21 protein-coding genes are annotated in these 22,447 nt (G+C 58.6%); 16 read left to right on the top strand and 5 right to left on the bottom strand.

Going from position 1 to position 22,447, the window contains the following annotated elements; genetic code table 11:
* Positions 1-66: 66 nt before the first annotated feature.
* The 9 genes from N438_RS13620 to N438_RS13580 all read left to right on the top strand — a co-directional run bounded on the left by N438_RS13620 (position 67) and on the right by N438_RS13580 (position 8,642).
* Positions 67-696 carry a GntR family transcriptional regulator gene (locus tag N438_RS13620; protein ID WP_008806677.1) on the top strand — a complete coding sequence of 210 codons (630 nt, stop codon included), beginning with the start codon at positions 67-69 and terminating at the stop codon, positions 694-696.
* Complete coding sequence (locus tag N438_RS13615; RefSeq protein ID WP_008806676.1) at positions 683-1,348, top strand: GntR family transcriptional regulator; 666 nt, start codon at positions 683-685, stop codon at positions 1,346-1,348. The genes N438_RS13620 and N438_RS13615 overlap by 14 nt, the downstream gene beginning before the upstream one ends.
* A 211-nt stretch (positions 1,349-1,559) precedes the next feature.
* Positions 1,560-2,828, top strand: a complete 1,269-nt coding sequence (locus N438_RS13610; RefSeq protein WP_012967161.1) for an SLC13 family permease — start codon at positions 1,560-1,562, stop codon at positions 2,826-2,828.
* A 32-nt stretch (positions 2,829-2,860) separates the two neighbouring features.
* Entirely contained in the window at positions 2,861-3,760 is a 900-nt protein-coding gene (ttdA, locus tag N438_RS13605; protein ID WP_008806674.1) for a L(+)-tartrate dehydratase subunit alpha, read from the top strand.
* Positions 3,760-4,377 carry a L(+)-tartrate dehydratase subunit beta gene (ttdB, locus tag N438_RS13600; RefSeq protein WP_008806673.1) on the top strand — a complete coding sequence of 206 codons (618 nt, stop codon included), beginning with the start codon at positions 3,760-3,762 and terminating at the stop codon, positions 4,375-4,377. The genes ttdA and ttdB overlap by 1 nt, the downstream gene beginning before the upstream one ends.
* 141 nt (positions 4,378-4,518) lie before the next feature.
* The gene (locus N438_RS13595) at positions 4,519-4,770 is read left to right on the top strand and encodes an oxaloacetate decarboxylase subunit gamma (protein ID WP_012540458.1); all 252 of its coding nucleotides are present in this window, start codon (positions 4,519-4,521) and stop codon (positions 4,768-4,770) included.
* Between the two features lie 15 nt (positions 4,771-4,785).
* Positions 4,786-6,555, top strand: a complete 1,770-nt coding sequence (oadA, locus tag N438_RS13590) for a sodium-extruding oxaloacetate decarboxylase subunit alpha (protein ID WP_046881355.1) — start codon at positions 4,786-4,788, stop codon at positions 6,553-6,555.
* Between the two features lie 15 nt (positions 6,556-6,570).
* On the top strand, positions 6,571-7,872 hold the full coding sequence (locus tag N438_RS13585; RefSeq protein WP_004147009.1) for an oxalacetate decarboxylase subunit beta: 1,302 nt from the start codon (positions 6,571-6,573) through the stop codon (positions 7,870-7,872).
* 59 nt (positions 7,873-7,931) lie between these two features.
* A complete protein-coding gene (locus tag N438_RS13580) occupies positions 7,932-8,642 on the top strand; it encodes a hypothetical protein (protein ID WP_008806668.1) in 711 nt (236 codons plus the stop codon).
* A 25-nt stretch (positions 8,643-8,667) separates the two neighbouring features.
* On the opposite strand, the gene degS is transcribed toward N438_RS13580, so the two are convergent.
* The 3 genes from degS to zapG all read right to left on the bottom strand — a co-directional run bounded on the left by degS (position 8,668) and on the right by zapG (position 11,753).
* Positions 8,668-9,726, bottom strand: coding sequence for an outer membrane-stress sensor serine endopeptidase DegS (gene degS, locus N438_RS13575; protein WP_008806667.1), 1,059 nt, complete (start codon positions 9,724-9,726; stop codon positions 8,668-8,670).
* Positions 9,727-9,813: 87 nt separating this feature from the next.
* Positions 9,814-11,181, bottom strand: coding sequence for a serine endoprotease DegQ (gene degQ, locus N438_RS13570; protein ID WP_008806666.1), 1,368 nt, complete (start codon positions 11,179-11,181; stop codon positions 9,814-9,816).
* A 173-nt stretch (positions 11,182-11,354) separates the two neighbouring features.
* Positions 11,355-11,753, bottom strand: coding sequence for a Z-ring associated protein ZapG (zapG, locus tag N438_RS13565; RefSeq protein WP_012540461.1), 399 nt, complete (start codon positions 11,751-11,753; stop codon positions 11,355-11,357).
* A gap of 190 nt (positions 11,754-11,943) precedes the next feature.
* Here zapG and zapE point away from each other — a divergent pair, with 190 nt between their 5' ends.
* The 7 genes from zapE to N438_RS13530 all read left to right on the top strand — a co-directional run bounded on the left by zapE (position 11,944) and on the right by N438_RS13530 (position 16,449).
* Positions 11,944-13,074, top strand: coding sequence for a cell division protein ZapE (gene zapE / locus N438_RS13560; RefSeq protein WP_049139204.1), 1,131 nt, complete (start codon positions 11,944-11,946; stop codon positions 13,072-13,074).
* 266 nt (positions 13,075-13,340) lie between these two features.
* Entirely contained in the window at positions 13,341-13,769 is a 429-nt protein-coding gene (rplM, locus tag N438_RS13555) for a 50S ribosomal protein L13 (protein ID WP_002918559.1), read from the top strand.
* 15 nt (positions 13,770-13,784) lie between these two features.
* Positions 13,785-14,177, top strand: a complete 393-nt coding sequence (gene rpsI, locus N438_RS13550; protein WP_000829815.1) for a 30S ribosomal protein S9 — start codon at positions 13,785-13,787, stop codon at positions 14,175-14,177.
* A gap of 57 nt (positions 14,178-14,234) precedes the next feature.
* A complete protein-coding gene (locus N438_RS28055) occupies positions 14,235-14,447 on the top strand; it encodes a hypothetical protein (protein WP_137036830.1) in 213 nt (70 codons plus the stop codon).
* Positions 14,448-14,488: 41 nt separating this feature from the next.
* On the top strand, positions 14,489-15,127 hold the full coding sequence (gene sspA / locus N438_RS13540) for a stringent starvation protein SspA (protein ID WP_002918467.1): 639 nt from the start codon (positions 14,489-14,491) through the stop codon (positions 15,125-15,127).
* 3 nt (positions 15,128-15,130) lie between these two features.
* Positions 15,131-15,625, top strand: coding sequence for a ClpXP protease specificity-enhancing factor (gene sspB, locus N438_RS13535; protein ID WP_008806663.1), 495 nt, complete (start codon positions 15,131-15,133; stop codon positions 15,623-15,625).
* A gap of 119 nt (positions 15,626-15,744) precedes the next feature.
* Positions 15,745-16,449, top strand: a complete 705-nt coding sequence (locus tag N438_RS13530) for an N-acetylmannosamine-6-phosphate 2-epimerase (protein ID WP_032733862.1) — start codon at positions 15,745-15,747, stop codon at positions 16,447-16,449.
* A 55-nt stretch (positions 16,450-16,504) separates the two neighbouring features.
* Here the strand turns inward: N438_RS13530 and gltD are convergent, their stop codons facing one another.
* Positions 16,505-17,923: a glutamate synthase subunit GltD gene (gltD, locus tag N438_RS13525; protein WP_008806661.1), complete on the bottom strand. Its 1,419-nt coding sequence runs from the start codon at positions 17,921-17,923 to the stop codon at positions 16,505-16,507.
* A gap of 9 nt (positions 17,924-17,932) precedes the next feature.
* The gene (gene gltB / locus N438_RS13520) at positions 17,933-22,393 is read right to left on the bottom strand and encodes a glutamate synthase large subunit (protein WP_008806660.1); all 4,461 of its coding nucleotides are present in this window, start codon (positions 22,391-22,393) and stop codon (positions 17,933-17,935) included.
* Positions 22,394-22,447 lie beyond the last annotated feature (54 nt).

The following is a 22,447-nucleotide window of genomic DNA, read 5'->3' as shown; positions in this document are numbered from 1 at the left end:
TGCGCCAGCGGTCGGGCAAATCTGCTAAAATCCCCCGCGTTTTAAGCCACCAGCCATGAGGACAGCGTGAAAAAGATCGAAAGAAAACAGACCCGGGACCAAATCGCGCAGATGATTCGTTATCAGATCCTCTCCGGCGCCATGAAACCTGGGGAGGAACTGACTCAGGAGAACATCGCGGAACAATTGGGACTTTCACGTATGCCGGTTAGGGAAGCGCTACAGTCCCTTGAACAGGAAGGATTTCTGGTGCGCTTGCCTAACCGACATATGCAGGTCTCCACGCTGGCCGTCGAGGATGTGAGCCATATTTTTCGCGTCATCGCGGTGATGGCTGCGGAACTGTTTGCCCTCGTGCCGGCAAATCAGGGGGAATTACTTCGCGCGCGCGCGCAGGAGCTGGCGCGTGCTGGCGATAACGCCGGTGAACTGGCGTTTCATCAGTTGCTGATTTCCTATCTTGATAACCGCTATCTGGCAAAGGCGTATCAGCAATTTTTGGACGGTTATATTTCCTATGTCATTCTGTACCTGAAAGAGGATGGCCAGGAGTCGGCGCAGATCCTGAACGAACTGGCGAGCGCCATTGGCCATGGCGAAGGCGAAAAAATTGCTCAGGCAACACAGCGTTATTTCCTTATGCTTGCGGAGATAATGCGTCAACATATGAAGGATTGGGAAAGTGCAGAAGCCTAAATTAGGGAAAATTAAGCTTCTTTCCGCGAAGGAGCAGGTGGCGGCGGTTTTGCGTAAAGCGATCCTTTCGCGGGATTTAGTGGAAGGGCAGGAAATTACCCTTGAAGGGATTGCCAAAATGGTTGGCGTTTCCAGCATGCCGGTACGTGAAGCGTTTCAGATTTTAGCCGCCGATGGTCTGATTCAAGTGCGGCCGAATAAAGGTGCGGTGGTGCTGGGGATTAATGAGCAGACTATCCGCGAGCATTACGAAATTCGCGCTGTACTGGAAAGTGAAGCGGTGGCGAAAGCTTCTCGTCCAGGGACCGATATTTCACGCATCGCTCAGGTTCACTATGCCGCAGAGAAGGCGCTGGCAGACAATAATTCTGCTGAATATTCCGACCTGAATCAGGCCTTCCACATGGAGATCTGGAACGCGGCGGGAAATGAAAAAATGAAGATGCTGCTCTGCAACATGTGGAACGGACTGTCGATGGGGCACAAGGTGACCGAAGAAGAGTACGCCGTCATTTCCCTCCGTGAACATAAAGCGATCTTACAAGCGCTTGAGCAGCATAACGAAGCGCTGGCCCGTCAGCGAATGCATGAGCATATCATCCGCTCGATGGAGAATATGCTCACGCGTTACCTGCCCGATCCTGCTCCCTGACCGGATCGATCGCCAGCGAATAGCTGGCGTTTGTTATATTTATCAACGTTATTAATTCCTCAACGTGACGATCTGCGCAGGATCTTGATGTAGATCTCATTGCGCGATCATTCCACAAAAACGCATTGACTTACTTTTTGCATGGGAATAATTTCTCCCTCGTCAATATTGGATACAATATCATATATCATTGATAGGAAGAATTATAAGTATGGAACCGATTACCATCACCCTATGTTTGCTGGTGTTCGCTATCGTCATGTTCGTCTGGGAGAAAGTGCCGCTGGCAGTGACTTCCATGGTGGTTTGTGTGGCGTTAGTGGTCACTGGCGTATTGGATCTGAAGCAGGCCTTTGCCGGTTTTATCGACAGCAATGTCATTCTTTTTGTCGCCATGTTCATCGTCGGCGGGGCGTTATTTGAAACCGGGATGGCCAATAAAGTCGGCGGGGTGATCACTCACTTCGCCAAAACCGAAAAACAGCTGATTTTCACCATCATGGTGGTGGTCGGCGTGATGTCGGGCTTTCTTTCCAACACCGGTACGGCGGCGGTGCTGATCCCGGTCGTCATTGGCGTGGCCGCCAAATCGGGGTTTTCCCGCTCGCGTCTGCTGATGCCGCTGGTGTTTGCTGCCGCATTGGGCGGCAACCTGTCGCTGATTGGCGCCCCGGGCAACCTGATCGCGCAATCGGCCTTACAGAACATCGGCAGCGGCTTCGGTTTCTTTGAGTATGCGAAAGTGGGTCTACCGATGCTGGTCTGCGGCATCCTCTATTTCCTGACCATCGGCTATAAGTTTTTGCCCAATAATCCAAACAGCGGGGAAGTGGGCAGCGTCGGCGAACAGCGGGATTACAGCCACGTTCCACGCTGGAAGCAGATCCTGTCCCTGGTGGTGTTGATCGCCACGATCCTCGGCATGATTTTCGAAAAACAGACCGGCATTAGCCTGGCGGTGGCCGGCTGTATCGGTGCCCTGGTGCTGGTGGTTACCGGGGTGCTGACGGAAAAGCAAGCTTACAAGGCCATTGATTCACAGACTATTTTTATCTTCGGCGGCACCCTGGCGCTGGCAAAGGCGCTGGAAATGACCGGGGCGGGCAAGCTGGTGGCTGACCAGGTTATCGGTCTACTGGGCAACAACTCCTCGCCGTTCATGCTGCTGGTGGTGGTCTTTGCCCTCTCCGTGGTGATGACCAACTTTATGTCCAATACCGCCACCGTCGCGCTGCTAGTGCCGGTGAGCCTGTCGATTGCCGCCGGTATGGGCGCCGATCCGCGTGCGGTGCTGATGGCGACGGTGATTGGCAGCTCCTGCGCCTATGCGACGCCGATCGGGATGCCCGCCAATATGATGGTGCTGTCGGCCGGGGGCTATAAGTTCGTCGATTACGCCAAATCCGGCATCCCTCTGATTATCGTTTCCACCATTGTCAGCCTGATCCTGCTGCCAATCCTTTTCCCTTTTCATCCGTAACTTACGGACGCTGTTCTGACTAAGGAGCCTTTATGAGCAAAAGCGAACAGATATCCCGCATGACCGACATCATGGCCAGATTTGTGGGATATACCGGCAAAGTATTGCCTGATGACGTCACGGCAAAACTAAAAGAGTTGCATAAGAAAGAGACCAGCCAGCTGGCGGACGTCATCTTTACCACCATGATTGAAAACCAGCGTCTGGCGAAAGAGCTGGATCGTCCCTCCTGCCAGGATACCGGCGTGATCCAGTTTCTGGTGGAGTGCGGCGCCAACTTTCCGCTGATCGGCGAACTGGAAGCGCTGCTGCGCGAATCGGTGATCAAAGCCACCGTCGACTCCCCGCTGCGTCATAACAGCGTCGAGACCTTTGATGAATACAACACCGGCAAAAACGTCGGTAAAGGTACGCCGACGGTCTTCTGGGAGATCGTTCCCAATTCCGATCAGTGCAGCATCTACACCTATATGGCTGGCGGCGGCTGCTCGCTGCCGGGTAAAGCGATGGTGTTAATGCCTGGCGCTGGCTATGAAGGGGTGACCCGCTTTGTGCTGGATGTGATGACCAGCTATGGCCTGAACGCCTGTCCGCCATTGCTGGTTGGCGTTGGGGTGGCAACGTCGGTGGAAACCGCGGCGCTGCTGTCGAAGAAAGCGCTGATGCGCCCGATTGGCTCGCACAATGATAACGAACGGGCGGCATCGCTTGAAAAAATGCTCGAAGACGGCATCAACAAAATCGGTCTGGGCCCGCAGGGGATGTCCGGCAATACCTCCGTGATGGGCGTCAATATCGAAAATACCGCACGCCATCCTTCCACCATTGGCGTGGCGGTCAACGTCGGCTGCTGGTCGCACCGCAAAGGACATATCGTTTTCGATAAAGACCTGAACTACACCATTACGTCTCACACAGGAGTGGCATTCTGATGGCTAAAAAAATACTCACTACGCCCATTAAAGATGAAGATTTAGCTGATATTAAAGCGGGCGATATCATTTATCTCAACGGCCATATTGTGACCTGTCGCGATGTGGCTCATCGTCGCTTAATTGAGGGCGGGCGTGAATTACCGGTCAATGTTGCCGGTGGCGCGATATTGCATGCCGGGCCGATTGTGCGACCGATTAAAGGTTCGGAAGATAAATTTGAAATGGTCTCCGTTGGGCCGACCACCAGTATGCGCATGGAGAAATTTGAAAAAGAGTTTATTGCCAGGACTGGCGTGAAATTAATCGTTGGTAAAGGCGGTATGGGGAAGGGAACCGAAGAGGGTTGCGCCGAGCATAAAGCCTTGCACTGCGTGTTCCCGGCCGGCTGCGCGGTCGTCGCCGCGGTCTGCGTGGAAGAAATCGAAGATGCGCAGTGGCGTGATTTAGGGATGCCGGAAACCTTATGGGTATGTCGGGTGAAAGAGTTCGGGCCGTTAATTGTCTCAATCGATACCCACGGCAATAACCTGTTTGAGCAGAATAAAGTGATCTTTAATCAGCGCAAAGACATTGTCGCCGATGAAATCTGCAAACATGTGAGCTTCATTAAATAACCCCGATTGAATATATAGCGCAGTAATGACAGCGGCAACTGACTGCTAAACAGAGGCTTCTGACCAGGCGGTCCGGGGAAATCCACTCGGCTAACGCGGTCTGCTGTTAGCCATTATTGCGCCCCTCCCAAAGGCTATTTTATGACTGACAATGCCGTCCTGTTAGGCGAAGGCTTCACCCTGATGTTTCTCGGCATGGGCTTTGTGCTGGTGTTCCTGCTGCTGCTCATTTTCGCCATCCGGGGAATGTCCCTCGCCGTCAACCGCCTGTTTCCCGAGCCGCCTGCCGCCCCCAAACCGGCCCCGGCCGCCGTCGCGCCCGCCGACGACTTCGCCCGCTTAAAGCCGGCGATTGTCGCCGCCATTCACCACCATCGCCGTCTTCACCCTTAATTCACGGAGGAATTTATGACCGTTGCCATTACCGATGTCGTCCTGCGCGACGCCCACCAGTCCCTGTTCGCCACCCGTCTGCGTCTCGACGATATGCTCCCCGTCGCCGCTCAGCTGGATGACGTCGGCTACCGCTCCCTTGAGTGCTGGGGCGGCGCCACCTTTGACGCCTGCATCCGCTTCCTCGGCGAGGACCCGTGGGTCCGCCTGCGCGAGCTGAAAAAGGCGATGCCGAAGACCCCGCTGCAGATGCTGCTCCGCGGCCAGAACCTGCTCGGCTACCGCCACTACGCCGACGACGTGGTGGAGCGCTTCGTGGAGCGCGCCGTCAAAAACGGCATGGACGTCTTCCGCGTCTTCGACGCCATGAACGACCCGCGCAACATGCAGGCCGCCCTGCAGGCGGTCCGCCGCCACGGCGCCCACGCCCAGGGCACGCTTTCGTACACCACCAGCCCGGCGCACACCCTGCAGACCTGGCTCGACCTCACCGAACAGCTGCTGGAGACCGGCGTTGACTCCGTCGCCATCAAGGACATGTCCGGCATTCTGACGCCGCATGCCGCCTTTGAGCTGGTCAGCGAAATCAAGAAGCGCTACGACGTCACCCTGCACCTGCACTGTCATGCCACCACCGGGATGGCGGAGATGGCGCTGCTGAAGGCCATTGAAGCCGGGGTCGACGGCGTCGACACCGCCATCTCCTCAATGAGCGCCACCTACGGCCACCCGGCCACCGAGGCGCTGGTCGCCACCCTCGCCGGCACGCAATATGACACCGGGCTGGATATCCACAAGCTGGAGAGCATCGCCGCGTACTTCCGCGAGGTGCGTAATAAGTACCACGCCTTCGAAGGCCAGCTGAAGGGCACCGACAGCCGTATCCTCGTCGCCCAGGTCCCGGGCGGGATGCTCACCAACCTCGAAAGCCAGCTGAAGCAGCAGAGCGCCGCCCACCGTCTGGATGAGGTGCTGGCGGAAATCCCCCGCGTGCGCGAGGACCTCGGCTTCATCCCGCTGGTGACCCCGACCTCGCAGATTGTCGGCACCCAGGCGGTGCTCAACGTCCTGACCGGCGAGCGCTACAAAACCATCGCGAAAGAGACCGCCGGTATCCTGAAGGGCGAGTACGGCCACACCCCGGCGCCGGTGAACGCCACCCTGCAGGCGCGGGTGCTCGAGGGTGCAGAGGCCATCACCTGCCGCCCGGCCGACCTGCTGAAGCCGGAGCTGGCGCAGCTGGAAGCCGACGTCAGACGCCAGGCGCAGGAGAAAGGCATCACCCTTGCCGAAAACGCCATCGACGACGTGCTCACCGTGGCCCTGTTCCCGCAGCCCGGCCTGAAGTTCCTCGAAAACCGCCACAACCCGGCAGCCTTTGAGCCGGTACCGCAGGCGGAAGCCGCGCAGCCGCTGGCAAAAGCAGAAAAACCAGCCGCCTCCGGTATCTACACCGTGGAGGTGGAAGGCAAAGCCTTTGTGGTCAAAGTCAGCGACGGCGGCGACGTCAGCCAGCTCAGCGCCGCGCCGGTGGCCGCTGCGCCTGCTGCCGCCCCGGCTCCGGCCGGCGCCGGCACCCCGGTGACCGCCCCGCTGGCGGGCACTATCTGGAAGGTGCTGGCCGCGGAAGGCCAGACGGTGGCCGAAGGCGAGGTGCTGCTGATTCTGGAAGCCATGAAGATGGAAACCGAAATCCGCGCCGCGCAGGCCGGGACCGTACGCGGTATCGCGGTGAAAGCCGGCGACGCGGTGGCGGTCGGCGACACTCTGCTGCAGCTGGCGTAAGGACGAGGAGCGGAAATGGAAAGTCTGAACGCCCTGATTCAGGGCATGGGGCTGATGCACCTGGGGGCCGGCCAGGCGGTGATGCTGCTGGTCAGCCTGCTGCTGCTGTGGCTGGCGATTGCGAAGAAGTTCGAGCCGTTACTGCTGCTGCCGATTGGCTTCGGCGGCCTGCTGTCGAACATCCCGGAGGCCGGGCTGGCGCTCACCGCCCTGGAGAGCCTGCTGGCCCACCACGACCCGGCGCAGCTGGCGGTGATTGCCGCGAAGCTCCACTGCGCGCCGGACGTCCACGCCATTAAGGAGGCGCTGGCGCTGGCCCTGCCGTCGGTGCAGGGGCAGATGGAGAGCCTCGCGGTGGACATGGGCTACTCCGCCGGGGTGCTGGCCATCTTCTATAAGGTGGCGATTGGCTCAGGCATTGCGCCGCTGGTCATCTTTATGGGCGTCGGGGCGATGACCGATTTCGGCCCGCTGCTGGCCAACCCGCGCACCCTGCTGCTGGGGGCGGCGGCGCAGTTCGGCATCTTCGCCACCGTGCTCGGGGCGCTGACGCTGAACTACTTCGGCATCATCAGCTTCACCCTGCCGCAGGCGGCGGCCATCGGCATCATCGGCGGCGCCGACGGCCCGACGGCGATTTACCTGTCGGGCAAGCTGGCGCCGGAGCTGCTGGGGGCCATCGCGGTGGCGGCCTACTCCTACATGGCGCTGGTGCCGCTGATCCAGCCGCCGATCATGAAGGCGCTGACCACGGATAAGGAGCGGAAGATCCGCATGGTGCAGCTGCGCACGGTGAGTAAGCGGGAGAAGATCCTGTTCCCGGCGGTGCTGTTACTGCTGGTGGCGCTCCTGCTGCCGGACGCCGCGCCGCTGCTGGGGATGTTCTGCTTCGGCAACCTGATGCGCGAGAGCGGCGTGGTGGAGAGGCTGAGCGATACGGTGCAGAACGCGCTGATCAACATCGTGACCATCTTCCTCGGGCTGTCGGTGGGGGCCAAGCTGGTGGCGGACAAGTTCCTGCAGCCGCAGACGCTGGGGATCCTGGTGCTGGGGGTGATCGCCTTCTGCGTGGGCACCGCGGCCGGGGTGCTGATGGCGAAGCTGATGAACGTGTTCAGCCGGCACAAAATCAACCCGCTGATTGGCTCGGCGGGGGTGTCGGCGGTGCCGATGGCAGCCAGGGTGTCGAACAAAGTGGGTCTGGAAGCGGACGGGCAGAACTTCCTGCTGATGCACGCCATGGGCCCGAACGTGGCCGGGGTGATCGGCTCGGCGATCGCCGCCGGGGTGATGCTCAAGTACGTGCTGGCGATGTAGGCCAGCCTGTTCCCGCGGCTGGCATACCGGCCGCGGAGATTTCTCATAAGGAGACGGTGATGAATGAAGCCATAGCATGCTGTCCGGAAAACCGGACATCAACACGGGAGGCGGTGGTTGACGCCATGCTGGCGTCAGGCGATGAACTTGCACAACTGCAGCCGGCGCTGAACCTGCTTTCGCCCCCGCTGAACGCCACGCCTGGTGAAGCGCTGCTGGCCAGCTGTTATGAGGCCGGCGCTGACCATAACGCTGACGAGGCGACACGGGCGGTGATCGCCTTACCGGCGGCGGTCGTGCGCTCTGCGACGCCCTCGCTGCAGCGCAGCGGTCTGCTGTGCATGGCGGCCGGGGCGCTCAGCGCCCGGCAACTTCCGCTGACGCACAACCGGCTGTGCGACGTGGCGGGGCAGTTCGCCCGCGCTATTCCTGAAGGCGATGAAGAGGCGGGCAGTGGATTTTATACCGTGCGCAGCGTGTCCCTGCCCGTTTACCGGCGGCTGCGGCGGGATAACCATTCGCACAGCGTCTGTCTGCAGCAGGCGCTGCTGCATTTGCTGGCCTGGAAGAGTGAGTCGCCCTGGGCGCGGCAGCAGGCGCAGCGCCTGCTCTGGCAGGGTGGCGTGCTGGGTGAGAAGGGGGAATTTGCGCTACTGACGCTGGATGATGAGCTTCGCGAGCGACAGATAGTCTGGCCCGGGCTGAGATCGCTGCTGGCGGTGACCGGGTTTCTGGTCAGATTCCCGGCCGGTCCGGTATTTAGCGATTAACGAGGCTCCCCAAACGGGGAGCCGTTTAGTTGGTGGCCGGGTATTCCTGAACGGCGATATGGAGCGTAATTTTCTTATCATCACGCATGATGACTACCGGAATTTCCGATCCCGGGCGGATCTCGGCCACCTGATCCATCGTCTCCAGTGCAGAAACCGCAGGTTTGTCATTCACGGAGATGATCACGTCGTTGGCGCGGATCCCGGCTTGTGCTGCGGGGCCATCAGGCGCCACATCGTTAACCACGATCCCCTGGATCTGATCGATCCCGCCGCCCTGCGCGTGCAGCGGGGCGATCTCCCGGCCGCTAATGCCGATATAGCCGCGGATCACCCGGCCATCCCGGATCAACTTATCCATAATTTTGGTCGCTAACTGGAACGGGATCGCAAAGCCAATGCCTTCCGGCGTTTCGCCGTCATTGCTCTTGTCAAAGGAGAGGGTGTTAATCCCCATCAGCTCGCCGAGGGAGTTCACCAGCGCCCCACCCGAGTTACCGTGGTTAATCGAGGCGTCAGTCTGCAGGAAGTTCTGGCGGCCGGTCGGGTTGAGGCCAATGCGCCCTGTGGCGCTGATGATCCCCTGAGTGATGGTCTGCCCCAGGTTATAGGGGTTGCCAATCGCCAGGACGACATCGCCAATATGCGGCGTGCGTTTCGGGTTGATCGGGATCACCGGCAGCCCGCCGGTGGCGTTGATCTTCAGCACGGCGAGGTCAGTCAGGGTGTCGGATCCGACCAGCAGCGCTTCGAAGACGCGGCCGTCCTGCAGTGCGACAATGATCTGATCGGCATCGTTGATAACATGCTTGTTGGTCAGGATATAGCCGCGCTGATCCATGATCACCCCGGAGCCAAGCGTCAGCTGATTATGGCTGGTGCTGTTCAGGGCGCGGTTATAGACGTTCACCACGGCGGGCGCCGCGCGGCGTACGGCGGCGTTATAGCTCACAGGGGAGTCGTCTGCCGTATCGTTTTGGGTGGTCGGCGTCAGCTGCCACTGGCGCAGCGATGGCATCAGGGCCAGCAGCAGTCCCCCGACAATCAAACCGATGAGTATCGAACGTAATAACTTTCCAGGCATGATGCAAATATCGTTAATGAATGGTCAGACGCAGCATAGCATGAGTTGTCCGGACATCGCACATGGCGGCGATGTCCGGGAAGACAATCAGCGTAGCAGCAGATAGATGCTTTCGTTGCCGCGGATCACATTCAGGGCGATGACCGGCGGTTTGCCTTCAAGCACTTTGCGCAGTTCGGCAATCGAATGAATACGTTCCCGGTTAAGGCCAATGATAATGTCATCCTTATGCAGGCCGACCTGGGCGGCGGCGCTGCCTTTATCGACATTATCGATCACCACGCCTTTGGTACCGTCCTTCATCTGACCATCGCTGAACGAGGCTCCCTGCAGGGCAGGGATAATCAGCTCGGCGCTGGCGGTGGAGGAGGTGCTCTTATCCAGCGTCACTTCGACATCGACCGGTTTTCCGTCGCGCAGCAGGCCCAGTTTGACCTTGGTCCCCGGTTCGGTGGTGGCGATGCGCGAGCGCAGTTCGGCAAAACTGTTCAGCGGCTTGCCGTTCAGACTGACAATGACGTCGCCGGATTTGATCCCTGCTTTGGCGGAACCGGAGTTTGGTAACACTTCACTGACGAAGGCGCCGCGCTGAACGTCGAGATTCATCGCCTTAGCGATATCGGCGCTCATTTCCATGCCTTTAATGCCCAGCAGGCCGCGCTTGATTTCGCCAAACTGAATGAGCTGGTCGGCGAGGGTTTTCGCCATGTTGCTTGGAATGGCGAAGCCGATGCCGATGCTACCGCCGCCCGGCGCCAGGATCGCGGTGTTGATCCCGATAAGCTCGCCGTTGAGGTTCAACAGCGCGCCGCCGGAGTTACCGCGGTTAATCGAGGCATCGGTCTGGATGAAATTCTCCAGCCCTTCCAGGTTCAGGCCGCTGCGGCCAAGGGCAGAGATAATGCCGGAGGTGGCGGTCTGGCCAAGGCCGAACGGGTTGCCGACGGCGACGGCGAAGTCGCCGACGCGGAGTTTATCGGAGTCAGCAATGGCGATTTGCGTCAGGTTCGCCGGCTTGATCAGCTGCAGCAGAGCGATATCGCTCTGTTCATCGCTGCCGACCAGTTTGGCATCAAATTCACGGCCATCGTTCAGCTGGACGCTGATCTTCTGCGCCTGATTGATGACGTGATTATTGGTTAGCACGTAGCCTTTCGCTGCGTCGATGATGACGCCGGAGCCGAGCCCTTCAAACGGCTGCGCCTGCTCCTGCGGGGCGTTATCACCAAAATATTTCTTCAGCTCTTCCGGCATATTGAGCGTCGGCGAGGCGGTGCCTTCCACCTGCACGCTGACCACCGCTGGCAGGACCTTTTCCAGCATCGGCGCCAGGCTCGGTAACGCGCCCTGGCCGGGCACCTGAGTCGGTAAGGATGCTGCTGCCGGAGGCAGGGCCGACAACGATAACCCAATGCTTAACGCTAACGCACTCAACAGCAAAGTCTGTTTCTTCATTAGATGCTGGCTCTCGTAACCTGAGGTGTATGGAAAAACGTCCTGAATAACCTGATGTTATTGAATTTTTGCACAGGTAACAATGTGGGTACTGGTTTAAATTGTAGCCGGGAAGTGGGGGAAGGAGCGGGCGCGGTGGGCGCGCCCGGAGATATTTTATCAGACGCGATCAGTTAATCGCGTTTTGCGCCACCGCGCAGTAAACCGGATGCGCCTTCAGAGTAGTCGCGCGGCATCTGGACCGGCGCCTGATCGTTGCTGGCTTCAGACTCTTCCAGACGGTTGCGGAACGGGTTGGCGTCTGCCATAGAGTCCGGCAGCAGGTTGTTAGAGCTTTTCGCCATATGCTGATACAGCTGACGATAGTCATGCGCCATGTTATCCAGCAACTCGGCGCTGCGCGCGAAGTGGCTGACCAGCTCTTCACGGTATTCTTCAAGCTCGGCTTTATTCTTTTCCAGTTCGAACTGCAGCGCCTGCTGCTGGCGCAGTTTGCGGTTGCCGAAACGCATGGCGACGGCACCAATAATGATACCGACGACTAACCCAATTAGCGCGTATTCCCAGGTCATGAACATCTCCCGTTGTTTTGTGGTTCCGTAGGGTGGCTCTTAGGCTCTCCGCCTGCGCCCGATAGTGCCACTATAACCGCTAATTCCACAGAAGTGGAATCCTGGCGTATCATCGCGTAGTGTAGAACGGCCTTTTTTTCGTCAATCGTGAGCTTCGGCATTACGGTTTTCAAGGAATAACAATTAGATCATGCAAAGCCTGTCTCCAACATCGCGTTACCTTTTAGCCCTGAAAGAGGGCAGCCATCAACCCGACGACGTCCAGCAAGAAGCGGTGAGCCGCCTCGATACCATTTACCAGGAACTGCAGACTCAGCCCGCGCCCGTCGCGTCAGGCGGCGGTTTGCGCGCGAAATTCGGCAAACTGCTGGGTAAGCGCGAACCGGCTGCCGAGGCGGCACCTGTCCGCGGCCTGTATATGTGGGGCGGCGTGGGGCGGGGAAAAACCTGGCTGATGGACCTGTTTTACCAGAGCCTGCCGGGCGAGCGTAAGCAGCGCCTGCATTTCCATCGCTTTATGCTGCGCGTGCACGAAGAGCTGACCACCCTGCAGGGACATGGCGACCCGCTGGAGATTGTCGCCGACCGTTTCAAGGCGGAAACGGATGTGCTCTGTTTTGACGAGTTTTTCGTCTCTGATATTACCGATGCCATGCTGTTAGGCGGGTTGATGAAAGCCCTGTTTGCCCGCGGCATCACCCTGGTCGCCACCTCCAATATTCCGCCGGATGAGCTCTATCGCAATGGCCTGCAACGGGCCCGTTTTCTGCCTGCTATCGACGCCATCAAGCAGCATTGCGATATTATGAACGTCGATGCCGGCATCGATTATCGTCTGCGTACGCTGACGCAGGCGCACCTGTGGCTGTCGCCGCTGAACAGCGAAACCCGCGAACAGATGGATAAACTGTGGCTGGCGCTGGCCGGGGCGCCGCGCGCGGCTGTCGGCCCGACGCTGGAGATCAATCACCGCGAGCTGCCCACGCTTGGCGTGGAAAACCAGACGCTGGCGGCGTCGTTCGCCACGCTGTGTGTGGATGCCCGTAGCCAGCATGACTATATTGCCCTCTCCCGTCTGTTCCACACCGTGATGCTGTTCGATGTGCCGGTGATGACCGCGCAGCTGGAAAGCGAAGCGCGGCGCTTTATTGCCCTCGTGGATGAGTTCTATGAGCGCCACGTGAAGCTGGTGGTCAGCGCGGCGGTGCCGCTGTACGACATTTATCAGGGAGAGCGGCTGAAGTTTGAGTTCCAGCGCTGTCTGTCGCGTCTACAGGAGATGCAGAGCGAAGAGTATCTCAAGCGTCCGCATATGCCCTGACAGGGCGCTTTTTCCCGACGGATCGAGAGCCGGAAGGCCGCCCCGGGACCTGCCTGAAAAATCTCATAAAGGGGTCGATCTTTGACCCCGACTTCTCTATAATCTTGCGACCCCACGTTACGAGAAGGTTTTTTTCCCGAAACTTTCTATGCGCCGGCATAGGCTATTCGAAGGGGTAGGTTTGCTGGACAATGTCGTGTGAACCTCAACTGACTAAACGTTTGGGTGTTCACCAACGTGTAACTTATTATTTGGGTAAGCTTTTAATGAAAACTTTTACAGCTAAACCAGAAACCGTAAAACGCGACTGGTATGTTGTTGACGCGACCGGTAAAACTCTGGGCCGTCTGGCTACTGAACTGGCTCGTCGCCTGCGCGGTAAGCATAAAGCGGAATACACTCCGCACGTTGATACCGGTGATTACATCATCGTTCTGAACGCAGAAAAAGTTGCTGTAACCGGCAACAAGCGCGAAGACAAAATGTACTACCACCACACCGGCCACATCGGTGGTATCAAAGAAGCGACCTTTGAAGAGATGATTGCCCGCCGTCCTGAGCGTGTGATTGAAATCGCGGTTAAAGGCATGCTGCCAAAAGGCCCGCTGGGTCGTGCTATGTACCGTAAACTGAAAGTTTACGCGGGTAACGAGCACAACCACGCGGCACAGCAACCGCAAGTTCTTGACATCTAATCGGGATTATAGGCAATGGCTGAAAATCAATACTACGGCACTGGTCGCCGCAAAAGTTCCGCAGCTCGCGTATTCATCAAACCGGGCAACGGTAAAATCGTTATCAACCAGCGTTCTCTGGAACAGTACTTCGGTCGCGAAACTGCCCGCATGGTAGTTCGTCAGCCGCTGGAACTGGTCGACATGGTTGAGAAACTGGATCTGTACATCACTGTTAAAGGTGGTGGTATCTCTGGTCAGGCTGGTGCGATCCGTCACGGTATCACCCGCGCTCTGATGGAGTACGATGAGTCCCTGCGTGGCGAACTGCGTAAAGCAGGCTTCGTTACTCGTGACGCTCGTCAGGTTGAACGTAAGAAAGTCGGTCTGCGTAAAGCACGTCGTCGTCCGCAGTTCTCCAAACGTTAATTGTCTTCTGCTCACGCAGAACAATTTGCGAAAAAACCCGCTCCGGCGGGTTTTTTTATGGATAAAACGGCTGTTATCCACAATCATGCCGCCGGTTTTCGCCACTTTTTCAGCATTTCCAGAATCCCCTCACCACAACGTCTTCAAAATCTGGTAAACTATCATCCAATTTTCTGCCCAAATGCTGGTGATTGTTCATCTTTTGTTTTATTCGTGAACGAAGGTGACATCGCGCTACTGGGGTTTTTACATCTGGCCGGTCATGAGTGACTGGCAGCAGTACAAAATTCTGAATATACCTGGAGGTTTTCATGGCTGTCGCTGCCAACAAACGTTCGGTAATGACGCTGTTTTCTGGTCCTACTGACATCTATAGCCATCAGGTCCGCATTGTGCTGGCTGAGAAGGGTGTCAGTTTTGAGATAGAGCACGTGGAGAAGGACAACCCACCTCAGGATCTGATTGACCTCAACCCGAATCAAAGCGTACCGACGCTGGTGGATCGTGAGCTCACTCTGTGGGAATCTCGCATCATTATGGAGTATCTGGATGAGCGTTTCCCGCATCCGCCGTTAATGCCGGTTTATCCGGTGGCGCGTGGAGAAAGCCGCCTGTATATGCAACGTATCGAGAAGGACTGGTATTCGCTGATGAACACCATCCAGAGCGGTACCGCAGCGCAAGCTGATGCTGCGCGTAAGCAGCTGCGTGAAGAACTGCTGGCCATCGCGCCGGTCTTCACCCAGAAACCTTACTTCCTGAGCGACGAGTTCAGCCTGGTGGATTGCTACCTGGCGCCGCTGCTGTGGCGTTTGCCGGTTCTCGGTGTGGAACTGGTTGGCGCAGGCGCGAAAGAGCTCAAAGGCTACATGACTCGCGTATTTGAGCGTGATTCCTTCCTCGCTTCTTTAACTGAAGCCGAGCGTGAAATGCGCCTCGGTCGGGGCTAAATAATGGATGTATCACAGCTGACGCCGCGTCGCCCGTATCTGTTACGGGCGTTTTATGAGTGGCTGCTGGATAACCAGCTGACGCCGCACCTGGTGGTGGATGTCACTCTGCCGGGCGTGCTCGTACCGATGGAGTACGCGCGCGACGGACAAATCGTTCTCAATATTGCCCCGCGTGCGGTCGGCAATCTGGAGCTGGCGAATGACGAGGTGCGTTTTAACGCGCGCTTTGGCGGCGTGCCGCGTAACGTGTCTGTTCCGCTGGCTGCGGTACTCGCCATCTATGCCCGTGAGAACGGCGCCGGCACGATGTTTGAACCGGAAGCGGCCTATGACGAAGATGTCAGCAGCCTCAACGATGATGACGTCGCGCCTGAGAGTGAAAGCGAAACGGTGATGTCGGTGATCGATGGCGATAAGCCGGATAATCACGACGACGATCCTGACGACACGCCGCCGCCGCGCGGTGGTCGCCCGGCGCTCCGCGTTGTGAAGTAACGCCTGACAGGCCCTCCGGGGCCTGTTTTTTTTCCTGCCTGCTTTGTTAACCCCGCCACACACGACGCGCCCCTGCGGCTGGTACTGTTATTGCCACACTTATCTTTCAGGGAGCAGTCATGTCTTTACTTGCACAACTGGATCGGCGTATTCGCTATTACGGTGGGTTAATTGTCTCCTGTCAGCCGGTGCCGGGCAGCCCGCTGGATAACCCCGCCATCGTCGCGGCGATGGCGCTGGCGGCGGAACAGGCGGGGGCGGTGGCGCTGCGCATAGAAGGTCTGGCCAACCTGCAGGCCGTTCGTCCGTTAGTGACGGTGCCTGTTATCGCGCTGATTAAGCGCGATCTGCATGATAGCCCGGTGCGTATTACGCCGTGGCTTGAGGATGTGAATGCCCTGGCGCAGGCGGGGGCCGATATCATTGCGGTTGACGGCACGCGGCGCCAGCGTCCGGCCTCTGTCGCATCGTTGTTGGCGGCAATTCACCGCCAGGGGAAAAACGCGATGGCAGATTGTTCCTCTCTCGACGATGCCCTGGAATGCTGGCAGTTGGGCTTCGATATGGTTGGCACTACTCTCTCCGGCTATACCGCAGAGGAGACACCGGACGAACCGGACCTGGCGCTGGTGAAAAGCCTGAGCGCCGCGGGCTGCCGAGTGGTCGCAGAGGGGCGCTACAATACGCCTGCGCAGGCGGCTGAAGCGATGCGCTGCGGCGCGTGGGCGGTGACCGTCGGCTCGGCGATCACCCGCTTAGAGCATATCTGCGGCTGGTATAATACGGCGCTGAAAGCGGCGGTTTGCCCGGCGAATGAGCAATAAAAAAACCCGATGGCGTTAACCATCGGGCTTTTATGCGCTGAGGCTCAGAGTCTAATCAGACTTCAAGGTAGTTGAGGATCCCGTCCGCCGCTTTACGGCCTTCGGCAATCGCGGTGACCACCAGGTCAGAACCGCGAACGATATCGCCACCGGCGAAGATTTTCGGGTTGCTGGTCTGGAACGCGTTGTCGCTGCCTTCCGGCGCGATGATGCGGCCCTGAGAGTCCAGCTCGACGCTGTGCTTCGCCAGCCACTCCATGCTGTGCGGACGGAAGCCAAAGGCCATTACCACCGCATCAGCCGGCACCACGTGTTCAGAACCAGCGACGATCTCCGCGCGACGGCGGCCTTTCGCGTCCGGCTGGCCCATCTCGGTGCGCGCCATCTTCACGCCGCACACTTTGCCATTGGCATTCACTTCCACGCCCAGCGGCTGGACGTTGAACTGGAACTCAACGCCTTCTTCACGCGCGTTTTTCACTTCGCGTTTTGAACCGGGCATGTTCTCTTCGTCACGACGATAGGCACAGATCACGTGCGCCGCATTCTGACGAATGGAGGTTCGCACGCAGTCCATCGCGGTGTCGCCACCGCCGAGCACGACCACGCGTTTGCCTTCCATGCTGACGTAGGGCTCATCAGCTGTTTCGCCAAAGCCCATGATCTGCTTGGTGTTAGCGATCAGGAACGGCAGCGCGTCGTAGACGCCCGGGGCGTCTTCGTTGTCCAGTCCACCGCGCATCGACTGATAGGTCCCGACGCCGAGGAACACGGCATCGTACTCTTTTAGCAGGTCGTCGAGCTGTACGTCGCGACCCACTTCGGTATTGAGTTTGAACTCAATGCCCATGCCGGTGAAGATTTCACGGCGGCGGGTCATCACCTCTTTTTCCAGCTTGAACGCCGGGATACCGAAGGTCAGCAGGCCGCCGATTTCCGGATGGCGGTCAAACACCACCGCCTTGACGCCGTTGCGGGTCAGCACGTCGGCACAAGCGAGGCCCGCCGGGCCAGCGCCGATAATAGCGACGGTTTTACCGGTCGGCTTCACGCCGGAGAGATCCGGACGCCAGCCCATTTCGAACGCTTTGTCATTGATATAGCGTTCGATGTTGCCGATGGTCACCGCGCCGAACTCATCGTTCAGCGTACAGGAGCCTTCACACAGGCGGTCCTGCGGGCAAACGCGCCCGCAGACTTCTGGCAGGGTGTTGGTCTGATGCGACAGCTCAGCCGCCTCAAAAATACGCCCCTCGTTGGCCAGCTTCAGCCAGTTCGGGATGTAGTTATGCACCGGGCATTTCCATTCACAGTACGGGTTGCCGCAGGAGAGGCAGCGATCTGCCTGCGCCTTGGCCTGGCCTTCTGAAAACGGCTCGTAAATTTCCACAAACTCAATTTTACGGATCTTCAGCGGTTTCTTTGGCGGATCAACGCGCTGCAGGTCGATAAATTGATAAACGTTCTGACTCATCTTAACCCCTTACTGCGCCTGCACCCGCAGCTCAGCTGCGGAACGACTACGGTGACCCAACAGTGCTTTAACATCGCTGGACTTCGGTTTAACCAGCGCAAACTTCGCGGAGAAGGCCGGCCAGTTGGCGAGGATCTCTTCGCCACGTTGCGAACCGGTAAGCTGCACATGTTCGGTGATTAAACCGCGCAGGTGCTCTTCATGGATAGCCAGAGAATCAACGTCCAGCACTTCCACCAGTTCCGGGTTCACGCGTTTACGGAAGTCGCCATCTTCATCCAGGACATAAGCAAAGCCGCCGGTCATCCCTGCGCCAAAGTTGACGCCGGTTTTACCGAGCACGCAGACGATGCCGCCGGTCATATATTCACAGCCGTTGTCACCGATGCCTTCCACCACGGTAATGGCGCCGGAGTTACGCACGGCGAAACGCTCGCCTGCGCGGCCTGCGGCGTACAGACGACCACCGGTCGCGCCGTACAGGCAGGTGTTGCCGATAATGCTGGCTTCATGGCTGCGGAACGCAGAGCCGACCGGAGGACGAATGGCCAGCAGACCGCCCGCCATGCCTTTCCCGACATAGTCGTTGGCATCGCCGGTCAGATGCAGCTCTACGCCACCGGCGTTCCACACGCCGAAGCTCTGGCCTGCGGTGCCGCTAAAGTGGGCGACGATCGGATCCCCGGCCAGTCCCTGGTCACCATGGGTCTGGGCAATATACCCGGACAGCGAGGCCCCCACGGAGCGGTCGGTATTGCGGATATCGAACCAGAACGTTTTGCTCTGCTTTTCATCCACGTACGGTTTCGCCTGCTGCAGCAGCTGCGCGTTGAGTACACCGTTATCGAACGGTGGGTTGTTCTCGGTGCAGTACAGCGCTTTGCCCGGATGCGGCTCTGCGGTCTCCAGCAGTTTACCCAGATCCAGTTTCTGCTGTTTGGCAGTAAACCCATCCAGCTCTTTGAGCAGATCGGTGCGGCCAATCAGATCCACCAGACGCTTGACGCCCAGCTGGGCCATCAGCTCGCGGGTCTCACGGGCGATAAATTCAAAGTAGTTGGTCACTTTGAACGGCAGACCGTGATAGTGGTTCTTACGCAGTTTGTCATCCTGAGTCGCCACGCCGGTCGCGCAGTTGTTCAGGTGGCAAATACGCAGGTATTTACAGCCCAGCGCGACCATCGGGCCGGTACCGAAACCGAAGCTCTCTGCGCCGAGGATCGCCGCTTTGATGATATCGAGGCCGGTTTTCAGTCCGCCGTCCACCTGCAGACGGATCTTATGACGCAGACCGTTAGCGACCAGCGCCTGCTGGGTTTCCACCAGGCCAAGCTCCCACGGACAGCCGGCATATTTCACCGATGAGAGCGGGCTCGCCCCGGTACCGCCGTCGTAGCCGGCGATGGTGATCAGATCGGCATAGGCTTTGGCCACGCCGGTGGCGATGGTGCCAACGCCCGGTTCAGAAACCAGTTTGACCGAAATCATCGCTTTCGGGTTGACCTGCTTGAGGTCGAAAATCAGCTGCGCCAAATCCTCGATAGAGTAGATATCGTGGTGCGGCGGCGGGGAAATCAGCGTCACGCCCGGTACGGAATAGCGCAGTTTGGCGATATACGGGGTGACTTTATCACCCGGCAACTGACCGCCTTCACCCGGTTTCGCCCCCTGGGCGACTTTGATCTGGATGACGTCGGCATTGACCAGATAGGCTGGCGTGACGCCGAAGCGGCCGGACGCGACCTGCTTGATGCGCGACACTTTATTGGTGCCGTAGCGCGCCGGGTCTTCACCGCCTTCACCGGAGTTAGAGAAACCGCCGATGCTGTTCATCGCTTCCGCCAGCGATTCGTGTGCTTCCGGGCTCAGCGCGCCGATCGACATCGCCGCGGTATCGAAGCGTTTAAACAGCTCTTTCGCCGGTTCTACGTCGTCGATACTGATAGCGTCTTCGCCTGGATTGAGCGCCAGCAGATCGCGCAGCGTGGCCGCCGGACGTTCGTTAACCAGTTTCGCGTATTGTTGATAGTCGCTGTATTCGCCGCTCTGCACGGCCTTCTGCAGGGTCTGAACCACGTCCGGGTTGTAGGCGTGATATTCACCGCCGTGCACGAACTTCAGCAGGCCGCCCTGAGCCAGAGGCTTACGTGCCAGCCAAGCGCGTTTCGACAGATTCAGCAGATCCTGCTGGAAATCGTCGAAGCCGGCGCCGCCGATGCGGCTGACCACGCCCTGGAAGCAGAGATCGGAAACCTCGCGATGCAGACCGACCGCTTCGAACAGCTTCGAGCAGCGGTAGGACGCGATGGTGGAGATCCCCATCTTCGACATGATCTTGTACAGACCTTTGTTGATACCGTTGCGATAGTTCAGCATCACCGCACGGTAGGCTTTATCGATAGCTTTGCTGTCGACCAGCTTCGCCAGCGTTTCATAGGCGAGGTACGGATAGATAGCGGTCGCGCCGAAGCCGAGCAGGACCGCAAAGTGATGCGGATCGCGGGCACTCGCGGTTTCAACGATGATGTTGGCATCGCAGCGCAGACTTTTATCGACCAGACGGGTCTGGATCGCGCCAACGGCCATCGGCGCCGGTACCGGCAGACGGTCTTTGGCGATGTTGCGGTCGGACAGCACCAGCAGCACGGTACCCTCGCGCACCATTTGCTCTGCTTTGTCACACAGGGCTTTCACCGTCTCGCTGAGCGAGGCCTCTGCCGGGTTAAACGTGATGTCGAGGACGTCGGCACGATAGTGCTCTTCTTCCATCGTCGTCAGCTGTTTGAAATCGGAGTACAGCAGGATCGGCGATTTGAAGCTCAGGCGATGGGCCTGGCCTTCCGCTTCGCAGAAGACGTTCATTTCGCGACCGATGCTGGTGGCCAGCGACATGACGTGCGCTTCACGCAGCGGATCGATAGGCGGGTTAGTCACCTGGGCGAACTGCTGACGGAAGTAATCGTAGATAATGCGCGGCTGGCTGGAGAGCACGGCGAAAGGCGTGTCATCGCCCATCGAACCGACTGCTTCCTGGCCATTTTCGCCGAGCACGCGCAGGACGGAGTCCAGCTCTTCCGCGCTGTAGTTAAACTGTTTCTGGTAGCTGGCGAGCGTGTCGTCATCCAGCTGGCGGCTGCCGACTTCTTCTTCCGGCAGATCTTCGAACGGCACCAGGCGACGAACGTTTTTCTCCATCCACTCTTTGTACGGGTGGCGGCTCTTCAGATCGTCATCGGTTTCCGCCGAGTGCAGAATGCGTCCGGCGCGGGTATCGATAACCATCAGTTCGCCTGGGCCCACGCGGCCTTTCTCGACCACTTCGTCCGGCTGGTAGTCCCAGATACCGACTTCAGAGGCGCAGGTGATGAGCTTATCTTTGGTAATGACGTAGCGCGCCGGGCGCAGGCCATTACGATCGAGGTTACAGGCAGCGTAGCGGCCATCGGACATGACGATGCCCGCCGGGCCGTCCCACGGCTCCATGTGCATAGAGTTAAAGTCGAAGAACGAACGCAGCTCCGGATCCATATCCGGGTTGTTCTGCCAGGCTGGCGGCACCAGCAGGCGCATGGCGCGCACGATATCCATCCCGCCGGCCAGCAGCAGCTCCAGCATGTTGTCCATTGAACTGGAGTCAGAGCCGGTTTCGTTAACGAACGGCGCGGCGTCGTGCAGATCCGGGATCAGCGGGGTCTGGAACTTATAGGTACGGGCGCGGGCCCACTGGCGGTTGCCGGTGATGGTGTTGATTTCACCGTTGTGCGCCAGGTAACGGAACGGCTGCGCCAGCGGCCAGCGCGGCACGGTGTTGGTGGAGAAGCGCTGGTGGAACAGGCAGATAGCCGACTCCAGGCGCAGGTCCGCGAGGTCCAGGTAGAAGCGCGGCAAATCCGCCGGCATACACAGACCTTTATAGATGTTGACCAGGTTGGACAGGCTACAAACGTAGAAATCTTTGTCTTCCTGCAGGCGTTTTTCAATGCGACGACGCGCAATAAACAGACGGCGCTCCATATCGCGCGGGCGCCAGCCAGCCGGGGCGTTCACAAAGATTTGCTCAATACGGGGCAGCGAGGAGAGGGCGATTTCACCGAGGACGCCTTCGTTGGTCGGCACATCGCGCCAGCCGACAATCGACAGGGTCTCAAGCTGAAGTTCTTCTTCAACGATGCGGCGCGCCGCTTTAGCCAGCTCAGGATCTTTATTCAGGAACAGCATCCCAACGGCGTAGTTTTTGGCTAAACGCCAGCCGCGCTCTTCAGCAACGATGCGGAAGAAACGATCGGGTTTTTGCAGCAGCAGACCGCAACCGTCGCCGGTTTTACCATCGGCAAGGATTGCGCCACGGTGCTGCATGCGGGCCAGTGCGTGTATCGCGGTTCGCACTACCTTGTGGCTAGGTTCGCCTTCTATGTGGGCGATCAGGCCGAAACCACAGTTATCCCTCTCAAGGGATTTGTCGTACAACATATCAGTGAACCTCCCCAGGCTCTGCGGACACCCTCCGATACCGATTGCGCACAG

Origin of the sequence: Klebsiella sp. GL120222-02, from assembly GCF_003097195.1 — a bacterium.
In the GTDB taxonomy this organism is placed as follows: domain Bacteria; phylum Pseudomonadota; class Gammaproteobacteria; order Enterobacterales; family Enterobacteriaceae; genus Klebsiella; species Klebsiella variicola.
This window is presented reverse-complemented; position numbering and strand designations above follow the sequence as displayed.